This is a genomic window from Roseibium sp. SCP14 (assembly GCF_040329475.1).
Lineage (GTDB): Bacteria > Pseudomonadota > Alphaproteobacteria > Rhizobiales > Stappiaceae > Roseibium.
The window spans coordinates 1-15,108 of the sequence record NZ_JBDZYH010000014.1 but is presented as its reverse complement, the minus strand read 5'-3'; the positions used below and the strand labels follow the sequence as shown (position 1 = coordinate 15,108).

The 15,108-nt window shown below is 59.0% G+C and carries 14 protein-coding genes and 1 pseudogene; all 15 read left to right on the top strand.

Features of this window, described 5'->3' with window-relative positions:
* Positions 1–69: 69 nt before the first annotated feature.
* On the top strand, positions 70–825 hold the full coding sequence (locus tag ABLQ08_RS31085; protein WP_352950606.1) for an amino acid ABC transporter ATP-binding protein: 756 nt from the start codon (positions 70–72) through the stop codon (positions 823–825).
* Between the two features lie 4 nt (positions 826–829).
* The gene (locus ABLQ08_RS31080) at positions 830–1,501 is read left to right on the top strand and encodes an amino acid ABC transporter permease (protein ID WP_352950604.1); all 672 of its coding nucleotides are present in this window, start codon (positions 830–832) and stop codon (positions 1,499–1,501) included.
* An 11-nt stretch (positions 1,502–1,512) separates the two neighbouring features.
* Positions 1,513–2,178, top strand: coding sequence for an amino acid ABC transporter permease (locus ABLQ08_RS31075; RefSeq protein WP_352950602.1), 666 nt, complete (start codon positions 1,513–1,515; stop codon positions 2,176–2,178).
* A complete protein-coding gene (locus ABLQ08_RS31070) occupies positions 2,175–2,918 on the top strand; it encodes an SDR family oxidoreductase (protein ID WP_352950601.1) in 744 nt (247 codons plus the stop codon). Before ABLQ08_RS31075 ends, ABLQ08_RS31070 begins: the two co-directional genes overlap by 4 nt.
* Complete coding sequence (locus tag ABLQ08_RS31065; protein ID WP_352950599.1) at positions 2,915–3,664, top strand: SDR family NAD(P)-dependent oxidoreductase; 750 nt, start codon at positions 2,915–2,917, stop codon at positions 3,662–3,664. The genes ABLQ08_RS31070 and ABLQ08_RS31065 overlap by 4 nt, the downstream gene beginning before the upstream one ends.
* A gap of 8 nt (positions 3,665–3,672) precedes the next feature.
* Positions 3,673–4,407, top strand: coding sequence for an aspartate/glutamate racemase family protein (locus ABLQ08_RS31060; protein WP_352950597.1), 735 nt, complete (start codon positions 3,673–3,675; stop codon positions 4,405–4,407).
* 114 nt (positions 4,408–4,521) lie between these two features.
* Complete coding sequence (locus tag ABLQ08_RS31055) at positions 4,522–6,192, top strand: thiamine pyrophosphate-binding protein (protein WP_352950596.1); 1,671 nt, start codon at positions 4,522–4,524, stop codon at positions 6,190–6,192.
* Between the two features lie 6 nt (positions 6,193–6,198).
* The gene (locus ABLQ08_RS31050; RefSeq protein ID WP_352950594.1) at positions 6,199–8,295 is read left to right on the top strand and encodes a hydantoinase/oxoprolinase family protein; all 2,097 of its coding nucleotides are present in this window, start codon (positions 6,199–6,201) and stop codon (positions 8,293–8,295) included.
* A complete protein-coding gene (locus ABLQ08_RS31045) occupies positions 8,292–9,911 on the top strand; it encodes a hydantoinase B/oxoprolinase family protein (protein ID WP_352950592.1) in 1,620 nt (539 codons plus the stop codon). The genes ABLQ08_RS31050 and ABLQ08_RS31045 overlap by 4 nt, the downstream gene beginning before the upstream one ends.
* Positions 9,908–11,110 carry a pyridoxal phosphate-dependent aminotransferase gene (locus ABLQ08_RS31040; RefSeq protein WP_352950590.1) on the top strand — a complete coding sequence of 401 codons (1,203 nt, stop codon included), beginning with the start codon at positions 9,908–9,910 and terminating at the stop codon, positions 11,108–11,110. Before ABLQ08_RS31045 ends, ABLQ08_RS31040 begins: the two co-directional genes overlap by 4 nt.
* Positions 11,111–11,122: 12 nt before the next feature.
* On the top strand, positions 11,123–11,938 hold the full coding sequence (locus tag ABLQ08_RS31035) for an NAD-dependent epimerase/dehydratase family protein (RefSeq protein WP_352950588.1): 816 nt from the start codon (positions 11,123–11,125) through the stop codon (positions 11,936–11,938).
* Positions 11,935–13,140, top strand: a complete 1,206-nt coding sequence (locus tag ABLQ08_RS31030; RefSeq protein WP_352950586.1) for an NAD(P)/FAD-dependent oxidoreductase — start codon at positions 11,935–11,937, stop codon at positions 13,138–13,140. Before ABLQ08_RS31035 ends, ABLQ08_RS31030 begins: the two co-directional genes overlap by 4 nt.
* A 23-nt stretch (positions 13,141–13,163) precedes the next feature.
* Positions 13,164–14,078 carry a LysR substrate-binding domain-containing protein gene (locus ABLQ08_RS31025; RefSeq protein ID WP_352950584.1) on the top strand — a complete coding sequence of 305 codons (915 nt, stop codon included), beginning with the start codon at positions 13,164–13,166 and terminating at the stop codon, positions 14,076–14,078.
* Positions 14,079–14,194: 116 nt separating this feature from the next.
* Positions 14,195–14,944 carry an SDR family NAD(P)-dependent oxidoreductase gene (locus tag ABLQ08_RS31020; protein WP_352950582.1) on the top strand — a complete coding sequence of 250 codons (750 nt, stop codon included), beginning with the start codon at positions 14,195–14,197 and terminating at the stop codon, positions 14,942–14,944.
* Between the two features lie 52 nt (positions 14,945–14,996).
* A pseudogene (locus tag ABLQ08_RS31015) lies at positions 14,997–15,108 on the top strand (electron transfer flavoprotein subunit beta/FixA family protein); the annotation flags it as partial.

Genomic DNA, 15,108 nt, shown 5'->3' with positions numbered 1-15,108 from the left:
ACCTGGCCGTCCCGCGGCGCAGCGGGGCGGCAATTTTGTAGCAAGACTTTCTCGGAGGAGGGGCCGTCAATGTCCTTTGTAAAGATCGACAAGCTGGTCAAGCGCTATGGATCTTTGTCGATATTCGACGGGTTTGATCTTGCGATGGAAAACACCGACCGTCTTGTGCTGATCGGGCCATCCGGTTGCGGCAAGTCAACTCTCCTGCGCTGCATGATGGGACTTGAGGACATCGCAGGCGGCACGATCCGTCTCGGGGACGAGACGTATGTCGAGGGGGCCGAAAACGGGAAGATGAAGCTGAACCGGAAGGTGCAGAAGGAGGTCGGAATGGTGTTCCAGCACTATACCCTGTTCCCACATCTTTCGGTTCTGGGCAATCTCTGTCTGGCGCCGGTTCGCTCCAGGGGGATCGGCAAGGCGGAGGCGAAGGACAAGGCGATGGACCTGCTGACGCGTTTCGGACTCGCGGATCGCGCAGAGTTTTATCCATCCCAGCTTTCGGGCGGTCAGAAACAGCGGGTTGCGATTGCCCGGGCGCTGATGCTCGATCCGAAGCTCATGTTGTTCGACGAGGTGACGTCCGCCCTCGATCCGGAGCTGGTCAACGAGGTCGAGAACACGATGATGGCACTGGCGGAAGCCGGCATGCCGATGATGATCGTCACCCACGACATGTTCTTTGCCCGCAATATCGCGACACAGGTCGTCTTCCAGGAGCGGGGCAAGGTGATCGAAGCAGCTCCCCCGGAAGAATTGTTCGGCAACCCTCGGGAAGAGCGGACGCGGAACTTCCTGCGCAACGTTCTTCATATCGAGGGGTGAGGCAATGAACTACGATTTTGACTGGTTCTACGTCAAAAAGGGGCTGCCCAAGCTGCTCGAAGGTCTGATGGTCACTCTGGAACTGACACTCTGGGCGAACGCCATCGGACTCGTTCTGGGGTTTCTCGTGGCGCTCGGCATGCTAACGAGGATCCGGCTGATCACCTGGCCGCTGACCGCCTATATCGAGTTCTTCAGATGTACGCCCGCGCTTATTCAGCTGGTCTGGTTCTTCTTCTGCGTGCCCATTCTCTTCAATGTCTGGTGGAGCGCGGAATTCATGGGCATTCTCGCTTTGGGCCTGAACCTTGCCGCGTTCAACGCCGAAGCCTATCGCGCGTCGATCCAGTCGATCCCCACTGCCCAGACCGATGCCTGTACGGCCCTTGGTCTGAATGTTGTCCAAAGAATCATTTTCGTGATCCTGCCCCAGGCGCTCCTGCTGTCTCTGCCTGTACTGATCACCAATGGCATCGGCATCTTCCAGCAATCCGCCCTGGTCGCGCTCATTTCGGTGCAGGATCTCATGTATGAGGGCCGTTACCTGGCAACACAGACCTTCCGGCCGATCGAGACGCTGACGACCGTCGCCTTGCTCTATTTTGCCGTGTCGTTTCCGGTGTCCCAGATGGTGACTTTCGTTGAACGGCGCACATCGCGTCTCCTGCAAAACTGAGGAGGACCGAGATGGATTTGTCCTTTGGCTTCCTGCTCGAATATTCCGGCGTTCTTTTCGAGGGCCTGCTGAACACGTTGAAATTCGTCTCGCTCGCGGCTGTCCTGGGACTGGTCTGGGGGTTCGTTCTCAGCCTTGGCCGGACGTCGAAGAGTTCTGCGATCTATGGCCTGACGACCATCTACGTCGAGTTCTTCCGTGGAACGCCGGTTCTCATCCAGCTGTTCTGGGTCTTCTTCTGCCTGCCGCTGTTCCTGGGGATCGAGCTTTCCGGCTTCGCCTCTTCGATCATTGCGCTGACGCTCTATTCCGGTGCCATCATTTCGGAATCTTTCCGCGCAGCGCTGAAATCCATTGAACGCTCGCAATTTGATGCCTGTACCGCATTGGGACTGTCGGCTGGTACCCGAACGCTGTTCGTCATTCTGCCGCAGGCGGTGCTGCGCGCAATTCCCAATCTTCTTTCCAATGTCGTGTCGTTGTTCAAGGAGAGCGCCCTGGTCTCGGCGGTCGGAATGACAGATCTGATGTATGTCGGCCAGAACATTGCCAACAACGTCGCCCGGCCCGTTGAAATACTGACCACTGTCGCGCTCATCTATTTCGCCATTGGATTTCCGCTCACGCGTGCAGTTACCTTCGTCGAAGGCAGGTTGTTAAAGGTCGTCAAGGCATGAGTATCAAAACATCAAAAAAAGTCCTGGTCACCGGGGCAACCAGCGGCATCGGCCGGGCCGTTTGCAGGAAGATGTCGTCAGACGGACACAAGGTTCTGGCGCTTGGACGCAACGAGACCGCGCTCAGCGAATTGCAGGCATCCGGCAATGTCACCCCGCTGGCTCTCGATGTGACCGACCGGGACGGTCTTGAAAGCGCCCTTCAGGGAGAGGCCATCGATGTTCTCGTCAACAATGCCGGCATCATGCCGCCCGTGGTTGCTTTCCAGGACATGGATCAGGTGGATATCGATGCCACTTTGGAAGTCAACCTAAGCGCCGCCATCGCCCTGACCCGTCTCGTTCTTCCCGGGATGGTCGGGCGCGGTTCGGGACATCTGTTTTTTACCAGTTCAACATCCGCACATGCTGCCTTTCCGAACATGGCCGTCTATGGCGCTTCCAAGGCGGCGCTGTCGGCCTTTGCCGCCTCGCTGCGCTGCGATCTGGCAGGGACCGGTATCCGCGTGACCGAAATCGTTGCCGGCCGGGTCGAGACGGATCTTTACCGTGGCGTTCTGGATGCCGCCGCGCGGCGGAAAATGTACAGCACCAGCCGCGCGGTCCAGCCGCAGGATGCAGCAGACATGCTGTCGGCGGTTCTGCAAATGCCCGAGCATGTCGACGTGACGCGCTTCGATATTCTGCCGACCGACCAGTATGTCGGCGGCGGTGCCATGGTGGAAAGGAAAGCACGGTGAGGGATCTGAATGTTGTCGTCGTCGGGGGTGGTGCCGGTCTCGGGCAGCTTCTGGCGGAAATGGCCGTAGACGCCGGCGCAAGCGGTGTCGGCATTATCGACCTGAATGAAACCGCGGCACAGGAAGCCCTGGAACAAGCGCGTGCAGCAGGATTGAAGACCTCGTTCGCAGCCTGTGACATTTCAAGCGGACCAGCGGCACATGCGGCGTTCAAGAGCGTCGCAAGCGGTCTCGGGCGGGTCGACACGCTGATCAATTCGGCGGCCATTTACCCGCGCAAACCTCTTCTGGAAATCAACGACCGGGACTGGGATGCGTTCAACGGCGTGAATATCAAGGGCACCTACCACATGATGGTCGCGGCGGCGCACCACATGCGTGCGCATCCCCTTCAGGGCAAGGTCCGGGGGCGTATCGTGAACATCACGTCGGTCGATGCTTTCAAGGCGCATCCGCAAAACGCTCACTATGCCGCGACCAAGGCTGCCGTTGTCAGTCTGACCAAGTCGTTTGCCCACGAGCTGGCGCCCGACGGCATCCTGGTCAATTCCGTGGCACCCGCCGGAATGGCGACCGAAAAGGCACGCGAAGCCGGTTTCCTGGGTGAACTTGCCGCCGCCAGTCCGCTTGGCCGGGGCGGTGAACCGCGTGAAATGGCCGAATGGGTCCTGATGGCAGCAGGACCGAAGAACACTTACATGACCGGCGAAAACATCATTGTTTCCGGCGGCTACATTTACGCCTGAGATTTCCGATGACCACTTACCGTTCCAGATCGAAAACCCAGTCCTGGGCTGGCGAGACAATCGGCATTCTCGTGCTGGATTGTTATTATCCATTCATTCCGGGAAATGTCGCCAACGCGACAACTTACGGATTTCCGGTCCGCTTCGCCGAAGTGAAGGGCGCAACGGCCGACCGGCTGCTCTACCAGGCCGACCCGGCCCTTCTGGATGATTTCATCGAAGCCGCAAGGCAGCTTGAGAGGGAAGGTGTCCGTGCCATTACCGGGGCATGCGGCTTCATGGCCTTGTTTCAACGGGAGATCCAGGCTGCGGTCAACGTGCCGGTCTTCGCGTCTTCCCTGATGCAGATCCCATTCATTCATGCGCTGACGGGCAAGCGTGTCGGCGTTGTAACCGCCGATGCCACTTGTCTGAAACCGGCGCATTTCGAGGGCACCAGCGTATCCGGTGATATTCCTGTTGCCATTGGCGGCATGGAGGGTGTACCGGCCTTCGTTAGCGGTATCCTCGACAATATCGGCGAGCTGGACGATGCCGCGATCCGGCAAGGGGTGGTTGCCGTCGCCCGCAAGCTGCAGTCGCAGCATGATGATCTGGGAGCCATCCTGCTGGAATGCAGCGATCTGCCGCCCTATGCGGCGGACATTCAGGCGGCGACCGGGCTGCCGGTCTTCGATTTCATCACGATGATCAACTACGTGCACCAAACGCTGACACGAAAACCGTTTCACGGATACGTCTAGCGATGGACACTTCAGACCGCATAGAATTTCTTGCTGATCTGAAAAATTTCTCGTCCTGACCTCTTCGGTCCAACAGCGTTATCGTCGGCAGACAAAGCAATAAGGTGGTGATCAATGGAACGACGCATTGGCGGCAAGCTTCTGGTCGAATGTCTGCAGGCACTTGGCGCGACGAAGAGTTTTGGTGTCCCCGGCGAGAGTTATCTTGCCGTGCTGGATGCGCTGTACGACACCCGCAACTCGCTGGACTTCGTCCTGTGCCGCAACGAAGGCGGCGCCGCTTTCATGGCGTCCGCCTACGGCAAGCTCACCGGGACGCCGGGTATCTGTTTCGTCACCCGCGGTCCCGGAGCGACCAACGCGTCGATCGGCGTGCACACCGCGATGCAGGACAGCGCACCGATGATCCTTTTTGTCGGTCAGGTCGGCACGGACATGAAGGATCGTGAGGCCTTCCAGGAAATCAATTACCGCGCCTATTTCGGTGACGTTGCCAAATGGGTGACGGAGATCGAGCATGCCGACCGGATACCGGAAATCATCTCCAGGGCCTGGATTACGGCGCAGTCCGGCCGTCCGGGACCGGTGGTGATCGCTCTGCCGGAAGATGTTCTGGCCGCAGAAACCCGATGCCCACCACTGAAAGGAGCCGTCCCGGTCAGGGAGGCGGCTCCGGCGGATGAGACCGTAGACGCGATTGTGCTGGAACTGTCGAAGGCACAAAGACCGCTGATTCTGATGGGAGGTGGTGGCTGGACCTTGAAAGGCAGCCGCGATCTGCAGGCCTTTGCCGAGGCCGGCGATCTGCCTGTTCTTGCCGCGTTCCGCTACCAGGACCGGTACGACAATCACAGCGAGACCTATGTTGGCGATGCCGGTGTCGGAATGACACCGTCGACGAAGGACCTGATCAAAAGCGCGGACGTGATCGTTGCGGTCAACATCCGGTTCGGGGAAATGACGACGGATGGCTATACACTTCTGGAAGTTCCAACACCTGCGCAAAAGCTGATCCATATTCACGCCTCGGACCGGGAACTGGGCAAGGTCTACCAGCCGGACATGGCCATCCACGCGGGTCCGAATGCTCTTGCAGCCGCTCTGGCCGGTCGCAACCTCCAGGGGCCGTGGGCGGCATGGCGCGAAACCGCACGCCGGAACTACCTTGCCTCCTTTGAAGCGCCGGATCAGCCCAGTCCGGTGGACATGGTCAAGGTAACGGCCTTCCTGAGAGAAAGACTTCCCGAAGATGCGGTTCTGACCAACGGGGCGGGAAATTTTACGGTCTGGCCCAACAAGTTCTTCCGGTTCGGTCCGGGACAGCGCCTGCTGGCACCGCAGTCGGGTGCAATGGGATATGGGGTTCCGGCGGCCATTGCCGCCAAGGTCGACAATCCCCGGCGGACGGTGGTCTGTTTTGCCGGAGACGGTGATTTCCAGATGAATTGCCAGGAACTCGGTACGGCCATGCAGGCGAACGCCCAACCGATCATCCTGATCCTGAACAACGGCATATACGGCACGATCCGGATGCATCAGGAGCGGACCTATCCGGAGCGTGTCCTGGGAACGACGCTTGAAAATCCCGACTTCGTCACGCTGGCAAAGGCCTATGGCTACCATGCCGAACATGTCGGGAAGACAGAGGATTTCGAAGCGGCCTTCGAGCGCGCGCTGGCATCTTCAACCGGCGCGGTTCTCGAACTGAATGTATCGCCTGAAGCCCTGACACCCCGCCAGACACTTGGTCAGATGCGCGCAACGGCGCTTGCTGCTGCGGAGTAAAAGCGAATGCCAACAAGACAAGACATCAAACTCGGCGCGGATATTGGCGGCACGTTTACGGATATTGCGCTTGATGTGCGCGGAAAACTCTATTCGACAAAGGTCCTGACAAACTATGGCGCTCCCGAACAGGCCATTCTCGACGGGATAGGGATTGTCGTGGATCAGGCGGGGATTGCCTGGTCCGACATCGATATCATCATTCACGGCACGACCCTGGCAACCAATGCGCTGATTGAAAGACGTGGTGCGAAAACGGCGCTGGTAACGACCGAGGGTTTCAGGGATGTCATTGAAATCCGGACCGAAAACCGGTTCGAACAATATGACCTCAATCTCAAGCTGCCGAAGCCCCTGATCCCCAGACAGCACCGCTACACGGTCAAGGGCAGGGTCGATGCCGGGGGAACTGAAATCCAGCCGCTTGATGAAGCGGCGCTGGAAGCGCTTGGCGAGGAACTGCGCGATGAGGGTTTCGGCGCAATCGCCATCGGCTTTATTCATTCCTACCAGAACGGGGCACACGAAAGACGCGCCCGCGAGATCCTGGCCCGGAAGCTGCCGGAAATTCCGATCTCGCTTTCTTCCGAAGTCTCGCCGCAGATGCGCGAGTACGAGCGTTTCAATACCGTCTGTGCCAACGCTTACGTGCGTCCGCAGATGCAGGACTATCTCGTTCGCCTCCAGGAGCGCCTGAAAGAGCATGGGGCGGGCTGTCCGGTCTTCATGATCCATTCCGGCGGCGGCTTGATTTCGGTCGAAACCGCAATGGAGTTCCCGGTCCGGCTTGTTGAATCGGGACCGGCGGGCGGCGCGATCTTCGCCGCTGATATTGCCGCCCGTTTCGGGCTGAAGAAGGTCGTCTCCTACGATATGGGCGGAACGACCGCCAAGATCTCCCTGATCGAGGATTTTGTACCGCAAACCGCGCGGACTTTTGAAGTTGCCCGGACCTACCGTTTCTGCAAGGGCTCGGGTATGCCGATCTCCATTCCGGTCATCGAAATGATCGAAATCGGTGCCGGTGGCGGTTCGATCGCATGGGTGGATTCCATGGGACGGATCCAGACCGGCCCGGAATCGGCGGCGTCCGAACCCGGTCCGGCCTGTTATCAGCGCGGGGGAACCCGCCCGGCGATCACGGATGCGGACCTGCTTCTCGGCAAGATCGACCCGGACAACTTTGCCGGCGGGGCAATAAGGCTGTCGCCGTCGGCGTCCGAAAATGCCGTTCAGTCGGACGTGGGCAGCAAGCTCGATCTCGACCCCTTGGAAGCCGCCTTCGGTATCTGCGAGGTGGTCGATGAAAACATGGCCAATGCCGCACGGGTCCATGCGGTTGAAAACGGCAAGAACATTTCGGACTACGTTATGATTGCCTTTGGCGGCGCGGCACCGCTTCACGCTGCCCGGCTGTGCGAAAAGCTCGGTATCGACCGGTGCCTGATACCGCCCGGCGCGGGTGTCGGCTCTGCAATCGGTTTCCTGAGAGCGCCGTTCGGCTACGAAGCACTGGCGTCGAGGCTCGTGCGCATGTCCGGTTTCGATCCCGGCGGTCTGAACGCCATGTTGGCGGAGCTGAAGGAAGGCGCGGTCGGCTTCGTCCGGTCCGGAACCGACGGTCCGGTCACTTGCGAGATCATCGCCTTCATGCGCTACAGCGGCCAGGGTTGGGAAATTCCGGTCGAAATTCCGGATCGGGAGCTGACTGCCAAAGATGCGGACCTGATCAACCAAAGGTTCCGTGAGGAATATGCCCGTTTCTTCGGCCGGGCGATCGACGGCCTCGACGGGCTGGAGACGGAAATCGTGACCTGGTCCGTCAAGGCGACGAATGAAAGACCCGCGCCCGAAAGCCGGTCACTTGGAGAGGGTGGGGAGCTCAGGCTTCCCGAAGAGGGCCGCATGGTCTTCGATGCGGCTGCGAACCGCCTTCTGGAAAATTCGATCCTGGAACGGACGTCTCTCAAGGAAGGAGACAGGACCCCGGGGCCGTCTGTCATCGTCGAACGGGAAACCTCGACCGTCGTCACCTCGCCCTTTGACGCCGTCATGCAAAGCGATGGAACCATTTTGTTGATCCGCAAGGAGAACCGGCCATGAGCGGCATCTCGGAAATCCGCATGCAGGTCATGTGGAACCGCCTGATCTCGGTTGTCGAAGAACAGGCGATGACGCTGCTGCGCACCGCATTTTCCACGTCGGTGCGCGAAGCCGGTGACCTGTCCGCCGGCGTGTTCAATCCGGACGGCCTGATGCTGGCGCAGGCGGTGACCGGAACACCGGGGCATGTGAACACCATGGCCGAGGCCGTGTTGCATTTCCTGGAGGAGATTCCGCCGGAGGAGATTTTTGAAGGCGATTGTTACGTCACCAACGACCCGTGGAAGGGGACGGGGCATCTGCATGACATAACGATGGTTGCGCCGTCATTCCTGGACGGCAAACTCGTCGCTTTCTTCGCCTGTACCGCCCATGTGGTCGATGTGGGCGGGCGCGGCTTCGGCGCCGACGGCAAATCGGTTTATGAAGAAGGCATCCTGATCCCGATCATGAAGTTTGCCGAGCGGGGCGAGGTCAATCGAGACCTCATCAAGATCCTGCGCAACAACGTACGCGAAGCTAATCAGGTCGTGGGCGACTTCTATTCCCTGGCGGCCTGCAACGAGGTCGGACACCGGCGCCTGACCGACATGATGCGCGAGACGGAGATGGAAAGTCTCGATGAGCTGAGCGGCTTCATCTTCAGCCGTTCACGGCAGGCAACGCTTGAAAGAATTTCAGCCCTGCCGAAGGGAACCTACGAAAACGAGCTGAACGTCGACGGTTATGACGAACCGATCAGGCTTGCAACGACACTGACCGTTTCCGATGACGGCGTGAACGCGGATTTCACCGGGACCGACGGTGTCAGCAAATGGGGCATCAACGTCCCGATCATCTATACGAAAGCCTATGCCTGCTACGGTCTGAAATGTGCGATCGCTCCGGACATTCCGAACAATTCCGCCTCGCTTGAACCCTTCACCGTCTCGTCGCCGGTCAACATCCTCAACGCTCAAAGACCGGCACCGGTCTCTCTGCGCCATGTGATGGGGCACATGGTTCCCGATCTGGTGCTTGGGGCGCTTGCCAGGGCATTGCCGGGTAAAATTCCAGCCGAAGGTGCGGCAGCTCTGTGGAACATTCACCTCTCGGTCCGCCCGCAGGAGGGCAAGGAAGGCCGGCACGCCGAAGTTCTGATGTTCAATTCCGGCGGGGCAGGGGCACGAGCAGCCCTGGACGGCTTGTCGGCAACGGCGTTCCCTTCCGGTGTGCACACGATGCCGATCGAGGCGACGGAACATACCGGACCTGTGGTGATCTGGCGCAAGGAACTGCGACCGGACAGCGGCGGCGACGGCCGGATGCGCGGCGGCCTCGGACAGATCATCGAGATAGCTCCCGCCGACGGTCACGAATTCGACTTTTCCGCAATGTTCGACCGTGTCTACCACCCGGCCAAGGGCCGTGACGGAGGCAGGGAGGGCGCGCCCGGCGTCGTTGAACTGGATGATGGAACGAAACTCAGGCCGAAAGGCTGGCAACATGTGCCGGCCGGGCGGCGCCTGATCCTGAAAGCCCCCGGCGGCGGCGGTTTCGGAGACCCTTCCGAGCGTTCCGAAGAGGCGCGCTCAGCCGATGAGATTGCAGGTTATGTGACGGAGAACCGGAAATGAGCCTTCTTGCCAAAAGAATGCAGGTGGTGAAGCCGTCTCCGTCGATGGCGGTCAGCCAGGCTGCCAAAAAGCTTCGGTCAGAAGGGATCGACGTCATCGATCTCGGGCTGGGCGAACCGGACTTCAATACGCCGGATCACATCATCGAGGCGGCGCACAGGGCGGCCAGGGATGGCGATACACGCTACACGGCGACCGGCGGCGCTCCGACCACCAAGGCGGCCGTCGCGGCAAAGTTCGCGGGAGAAAACGGACTGGAGTTCGCTCCGGACGAAATCGTCGTTGCCAATGGTGCCAAGCAGATCATCTTCAACGCTTTAATGGCTACTTTGGAGATTGGAGATCAGGTGGTTCTGGCGGCCCCCTATTTCGTATCCTATCCCGACATGGTGCTGATGCTGGGCGGGGAGCCGGTTGTTGTCGATTGCCCGCGCAGTGCCGGTTTCAAATTGACCCCGGAAACTCTTGAGGCGGCGCTGACCCCCATGACGAAATGGGTCATCTTGAACACCCCATGCAACCCGTCCGGTGCGGTTTACTCTGAAAAGGAACTGCAGGCGCTGGGCAACGTGCTGGACAAGTATCCCGACGCACTGATCCTGTCAGATGAAATCTACGAACACATCGTGTTTGACGGCCTGGAATTCGTGTCCTTCGGCAAGGCCTGTCCGGAACTGAGAGAGCGGACACTCATCGTCAACGGTGTTTCGAAAGCCTATGCCATGACCGGTTGGCGGATTGGCTATGGCGCCGGACCGGCAGCCCTGATCAAGGGGATGACGACGGTTCAAAGCCAAAGCACAACGAATGCCTGTTCGATTGCCCAAGCCGCCACTGTTGCCGCCCTGAACGGCCCGCAGGATGAGGTCGCAACTTTCCGGCGCGCCTTCGAAAAGCGCCGGGATCTGGTGGTTGACGGGATCTCATCCATAGAAGGACTGGTTCTGGAGCCGCCTAAGGGCGCGTTTTATGCCTATATCGACTGCAGCGCCGTGATCGGCAAAAGGACAGTGGGCGGTACCACGCTGACCGATGATGCCTCGTTCACGCAGTATCTGCTCAACGAGGGTCAGGTCGCAGCCGTGCCTGGAAGCGCCTACGGCCTGTCGCCGTATTTCAGGCTCTCGACGGCAACTTCTGAAGACAATCTTTCCACGGCGGTCGAACGTATCAGGACCGCTGTTGCAGCACTCTCTTAAGCGGAAACCGAAATGCCTCACTTCAAACGAATTCTCATCACGGGTGCTGCCGGGCGTCTTGGAACGGAGTTGCGCAAGGGTCTTGCGCATCTGGCAGATCATGTCCGGCTAACCGACCGCGTGCAGATCACCGGCATTCAGCCCAATGAAGAAGCCATTGTTTGCGAACTGGGAGATGCCGATGCCGTTCTGGAACTGACCAGGGATGTGGATGCCATCGTGCATTTCGGCGGCGCACCGTTGGAAACGGATTTTGAAACGATCCTGGACAGCAATATCCGCGGTTCCTACCACATCTATGAAGGCGCCAGGAAAAACGGCGTCGATCGGGTGATTTACGCCTCTTCGGTGCATGCGATCGGGTATCACGAGGTCGAAGCGAATATCGATGCCGATGCGCCGGTCCGGCCCGATAGTCTTTACGGCGTTTCCAAGAACTTCGTCGAAAGCCTGAGCCGTCTCTACTGGGACAAGTTCGGTATCGAAAGTGTCTGTATCCGCATCTTTTCGTCTTTTCCGGAGCCGGCAGACCGGCGGATGTTGTGGAGCTGGCTGAGCTTCCGCGACTGCGTGCAACATGTCGAACGCAGCCTGCTTGCCCCCCGGGTGGCGCATACGATTGCCTACGGGATCTCGAACAATCGCATCCGGCCGGTCGATGACAGCAAGGCGTCGCATATTGGCTTTGCCCCGTTGGACGACACGGAAGCCTATCGCCTGCAGGTCGAGACGAGCACCGATAGACCGGATCCGCAGGCTCCGGGTGTCAAATATCTTGGCGGGTGGTTCTGCGAGCTTGGTCACCCGGAAGACGAGGTCAAAGCATGATGGACAACTATGACGTAGTCATCGTTGGCGGCGCAGTCATCGGCAGTGCAATCGCCTACTTTCTGACGGCAAATCCGGATTTCAACGGATCGGTCCTGATCATCGAGAAGGACCCCAGTTTTGCCAAGGCCTCCACATCGTTGAGCTCAAGCGCGATCCGGAACCAGTTTTCAAATCCGATCAATGTCCAGATCGGCCAGTTCGGTACACAGTTCATCCGAAACTTTGCCGAGACGATGGCCGTGGAGAACGAAAAGCCGGATCTTCAGTTTCACGAAGGCGGTTACCTGTTTCTGGCCGCAACCGAAGAGCAGGTTACGATTCTGCGGGAAAATCATGAAGTTCAGAGAAACCTGGGTGCCGATGTCGTCCTCTGGGATCCGGATGAGATCAAGGCGAATTTTCCGCACCTGAATGTCGATGATCTCAAGCTGGCAAGTTACGGTCGATCAGGCGAAGGCTGGTTCGACAATACCGGTCTGATGAACGGCTTCCGCAAGAAGGCGAGGGCGCAGGGAGCCGAGTATGTGATCGACGAGGTGGTCGGGGCCGTCCGGCAGGCGGACACCATCACGGGAGTGAAACTCGCAGGTGGCAGGCAGATCTCCTGCGGGCATCTGGTGAACGCATCCGGACCGAGGGCGAAACAGGTGGCGCAAATGGCGGGACTAACCATTCCCGTCGAACCCCGCAAACGCTCGCTTTTCGTTTTCGATTGCGCCCGGTCCCCGGAGGGGAGCGCGAATGTGAACGGTGGCAGGCTGCCGCTCATGATCGATCCTTCTGGCGTGTTCTGCCGGCCCGAAGGGCGCTTTTTTCTCTCCGGTTGTCCGCCCTTGAACGATCCCGAGGTCGATTTCGACGATTTTGATCCGCGCCATGAGGAATTCGAGGAAGTCATCTGGATGACGCTGGCCGAACGTGCGCAGTGCTTCGAGGCGATAAAGCTGGTGAACTTCTGGGCAGGGCACTATGCCTTCAATACGCTGGATCATAATGTTGTCGTCGGTCCACACAATGAGGTGTCTAACTTTATCTTTGCGAACGGGTTTTCCGGTCACGGACTGCAGCAGTCGCCTGCCATCGGCCGCGGCGTCGGTGAATGGATCACCTATGGCGGTTTCAGGTCTCTCGACCTGTCGCCGCTTGGATACGATAGAATAGTCGGGAACCGGCCTTTCCTGGAAAAGGCTGTTATCTGACCATGCGAGCGCATTGTTGAGAAATGAATTCGTCCAGGTTGAAATTGCCACCTTTAAATGCGCTGAAGGCGTTTCATGCCGCGGCACGGCACAACAGCATCCGCAGCGCGGCTGACGAGCTGCTTGTAACCCCGCAGGCCGTCAGTCAGCAGATCAAGCTGCTTGAGGATATCCTGGACGTCCAGCTGTTCGAGCGTAGGGGCCGTACCATCGAGCCGACGGAAGCGGCCATTTTGCTGGCGCGGTTCGTCGATGCGGGCTTCGAGGAGTTCAAGGAAGGCGTTAAGCGGGTTACCAACCAGAAGTACCGCGACCGTATCACTCTCAATGTCAGTCCCTATTTCGCAACCCGGTACCTCATGCCCCGGCTGGAGCGGTTCCGCAAATATGTCAGCGGCAGCGACCTGCGCCTGACGACGATGGTTGAAACGCCGGACTTCTCGCGAGACGACATCGATGTCGCCGTGCAGTGGGGATATGGAGACTGGGGCGACCTGGATTCGACCTTGCTGCTCAAGGACCCGAAGCTGATCTGCTGCACGCCGGAAATCGCAGCCGGTACCAAGACGCCCCAGGATCTCACCAGCCAGACATTGCTGCATCCGGTCCTGCAAAATTCGCTTTGGGCGGACATCCTGCAACACCTGAATGTGGAAGCTCCCGAGACGGCGGGTGATATCGCCTTCCATGACGCGGCGACCATGCGCCGTGCGACGATTTCAGGTCTCGGAATTGGCCTCATCTCGGTAATTGATGCCCAGCAGGATATCCGGGTGGGGGACCTTGTCGCTCCTCTCGGGACCGAACTGTTGAACGACCTGCCGGAGGACAAGGTTCCGGGCTTTTATCTGGTTCTACCCAAGGCGCACCGCCGGGTTTCGGGCGTTGCCAAGTTCTGCGACTGGATCCTGTCGGAAGATTGGCGCGAACCGGCCTGAGCCTGAAGGCGTGGCCAAATTTAACTGTCGTTACAGCAGAAATTCTTGATTTCGGGCCTGGCGCCGCGATGCCACCATCCGCAACATGAAATTCCGTTCGTGGGCGAGAGGCAGCAATGGATGAGAGATGTTTGATTATTACTGGTGCCTCCTCGGGCATCGGCGCTGCACTGGCCAAACGCTTTGCAGGTAAGGTTTCCGGACTTGTCCTTCACGCGAGAAGCTCGCGCAGGGAACTTGAAGCTGTCGCAGAACTTGCCGGGGAAACGGGGACGCGGACCGAGCTGTTTTTCGGAGATCTGTCGGACCAGGGCACTGCAACCGGAATGGTGAAGGCGGCCGAAAGCCGTTTCGGTAGATTGGATGGTATTGCCGCGAATGCCGGTTTTCCGGTCCTCAAATCGCTGGCGGAAGGATCGCTTGCCGACATTGAATATGCTTTTCGGGGCAACCTCTTCAGTTTCTTTGAGCTCGCAAAGGCCGGTGCACCGCTTCTGGCGAATGCGCCGTCTCCGCGGATAGTCGCCGTCGGAAGTTTTACGTCACATGTGTTCAGGACTGATATCCGGCAATTCCCGGTATCGGCTGCTTCCAAGGGCGGGCTTGAAACTGCAGTGCGCAGTCTGGCCGCATCGTTGAGCGTCGACGGGATCACCGTCAATTGCGTTGTTCCCGGGTTCATTCGCAAGGATGACAGCACGCGGGACGGTGTTTCGCAGAAGGAATTGGCCGAAACCGCACGGCGGATACCGCTCGGCAGGGCCGGAGAGCCGGACGAAGTTGCCGCCACAATCGAATTTCTGATGTCGGCGGAAGCCACCTACATCACGGGCCAGTGCCTGCATGTCAACGGCGGTCTGATCTGACCGCTGGTCCGTCTCTTTCAAATCCATGGACAATGAGGGAAAGGATACCGCCTTGAAAATCCTCGTACCCGTTAAGCGGGTCATCGATTACAACGTGAAAGTTCGCGTCAAGCCGGACGGTTCAGGTGTCGATCTTGCCAACGTCAAGATGTCCATGAACCCGT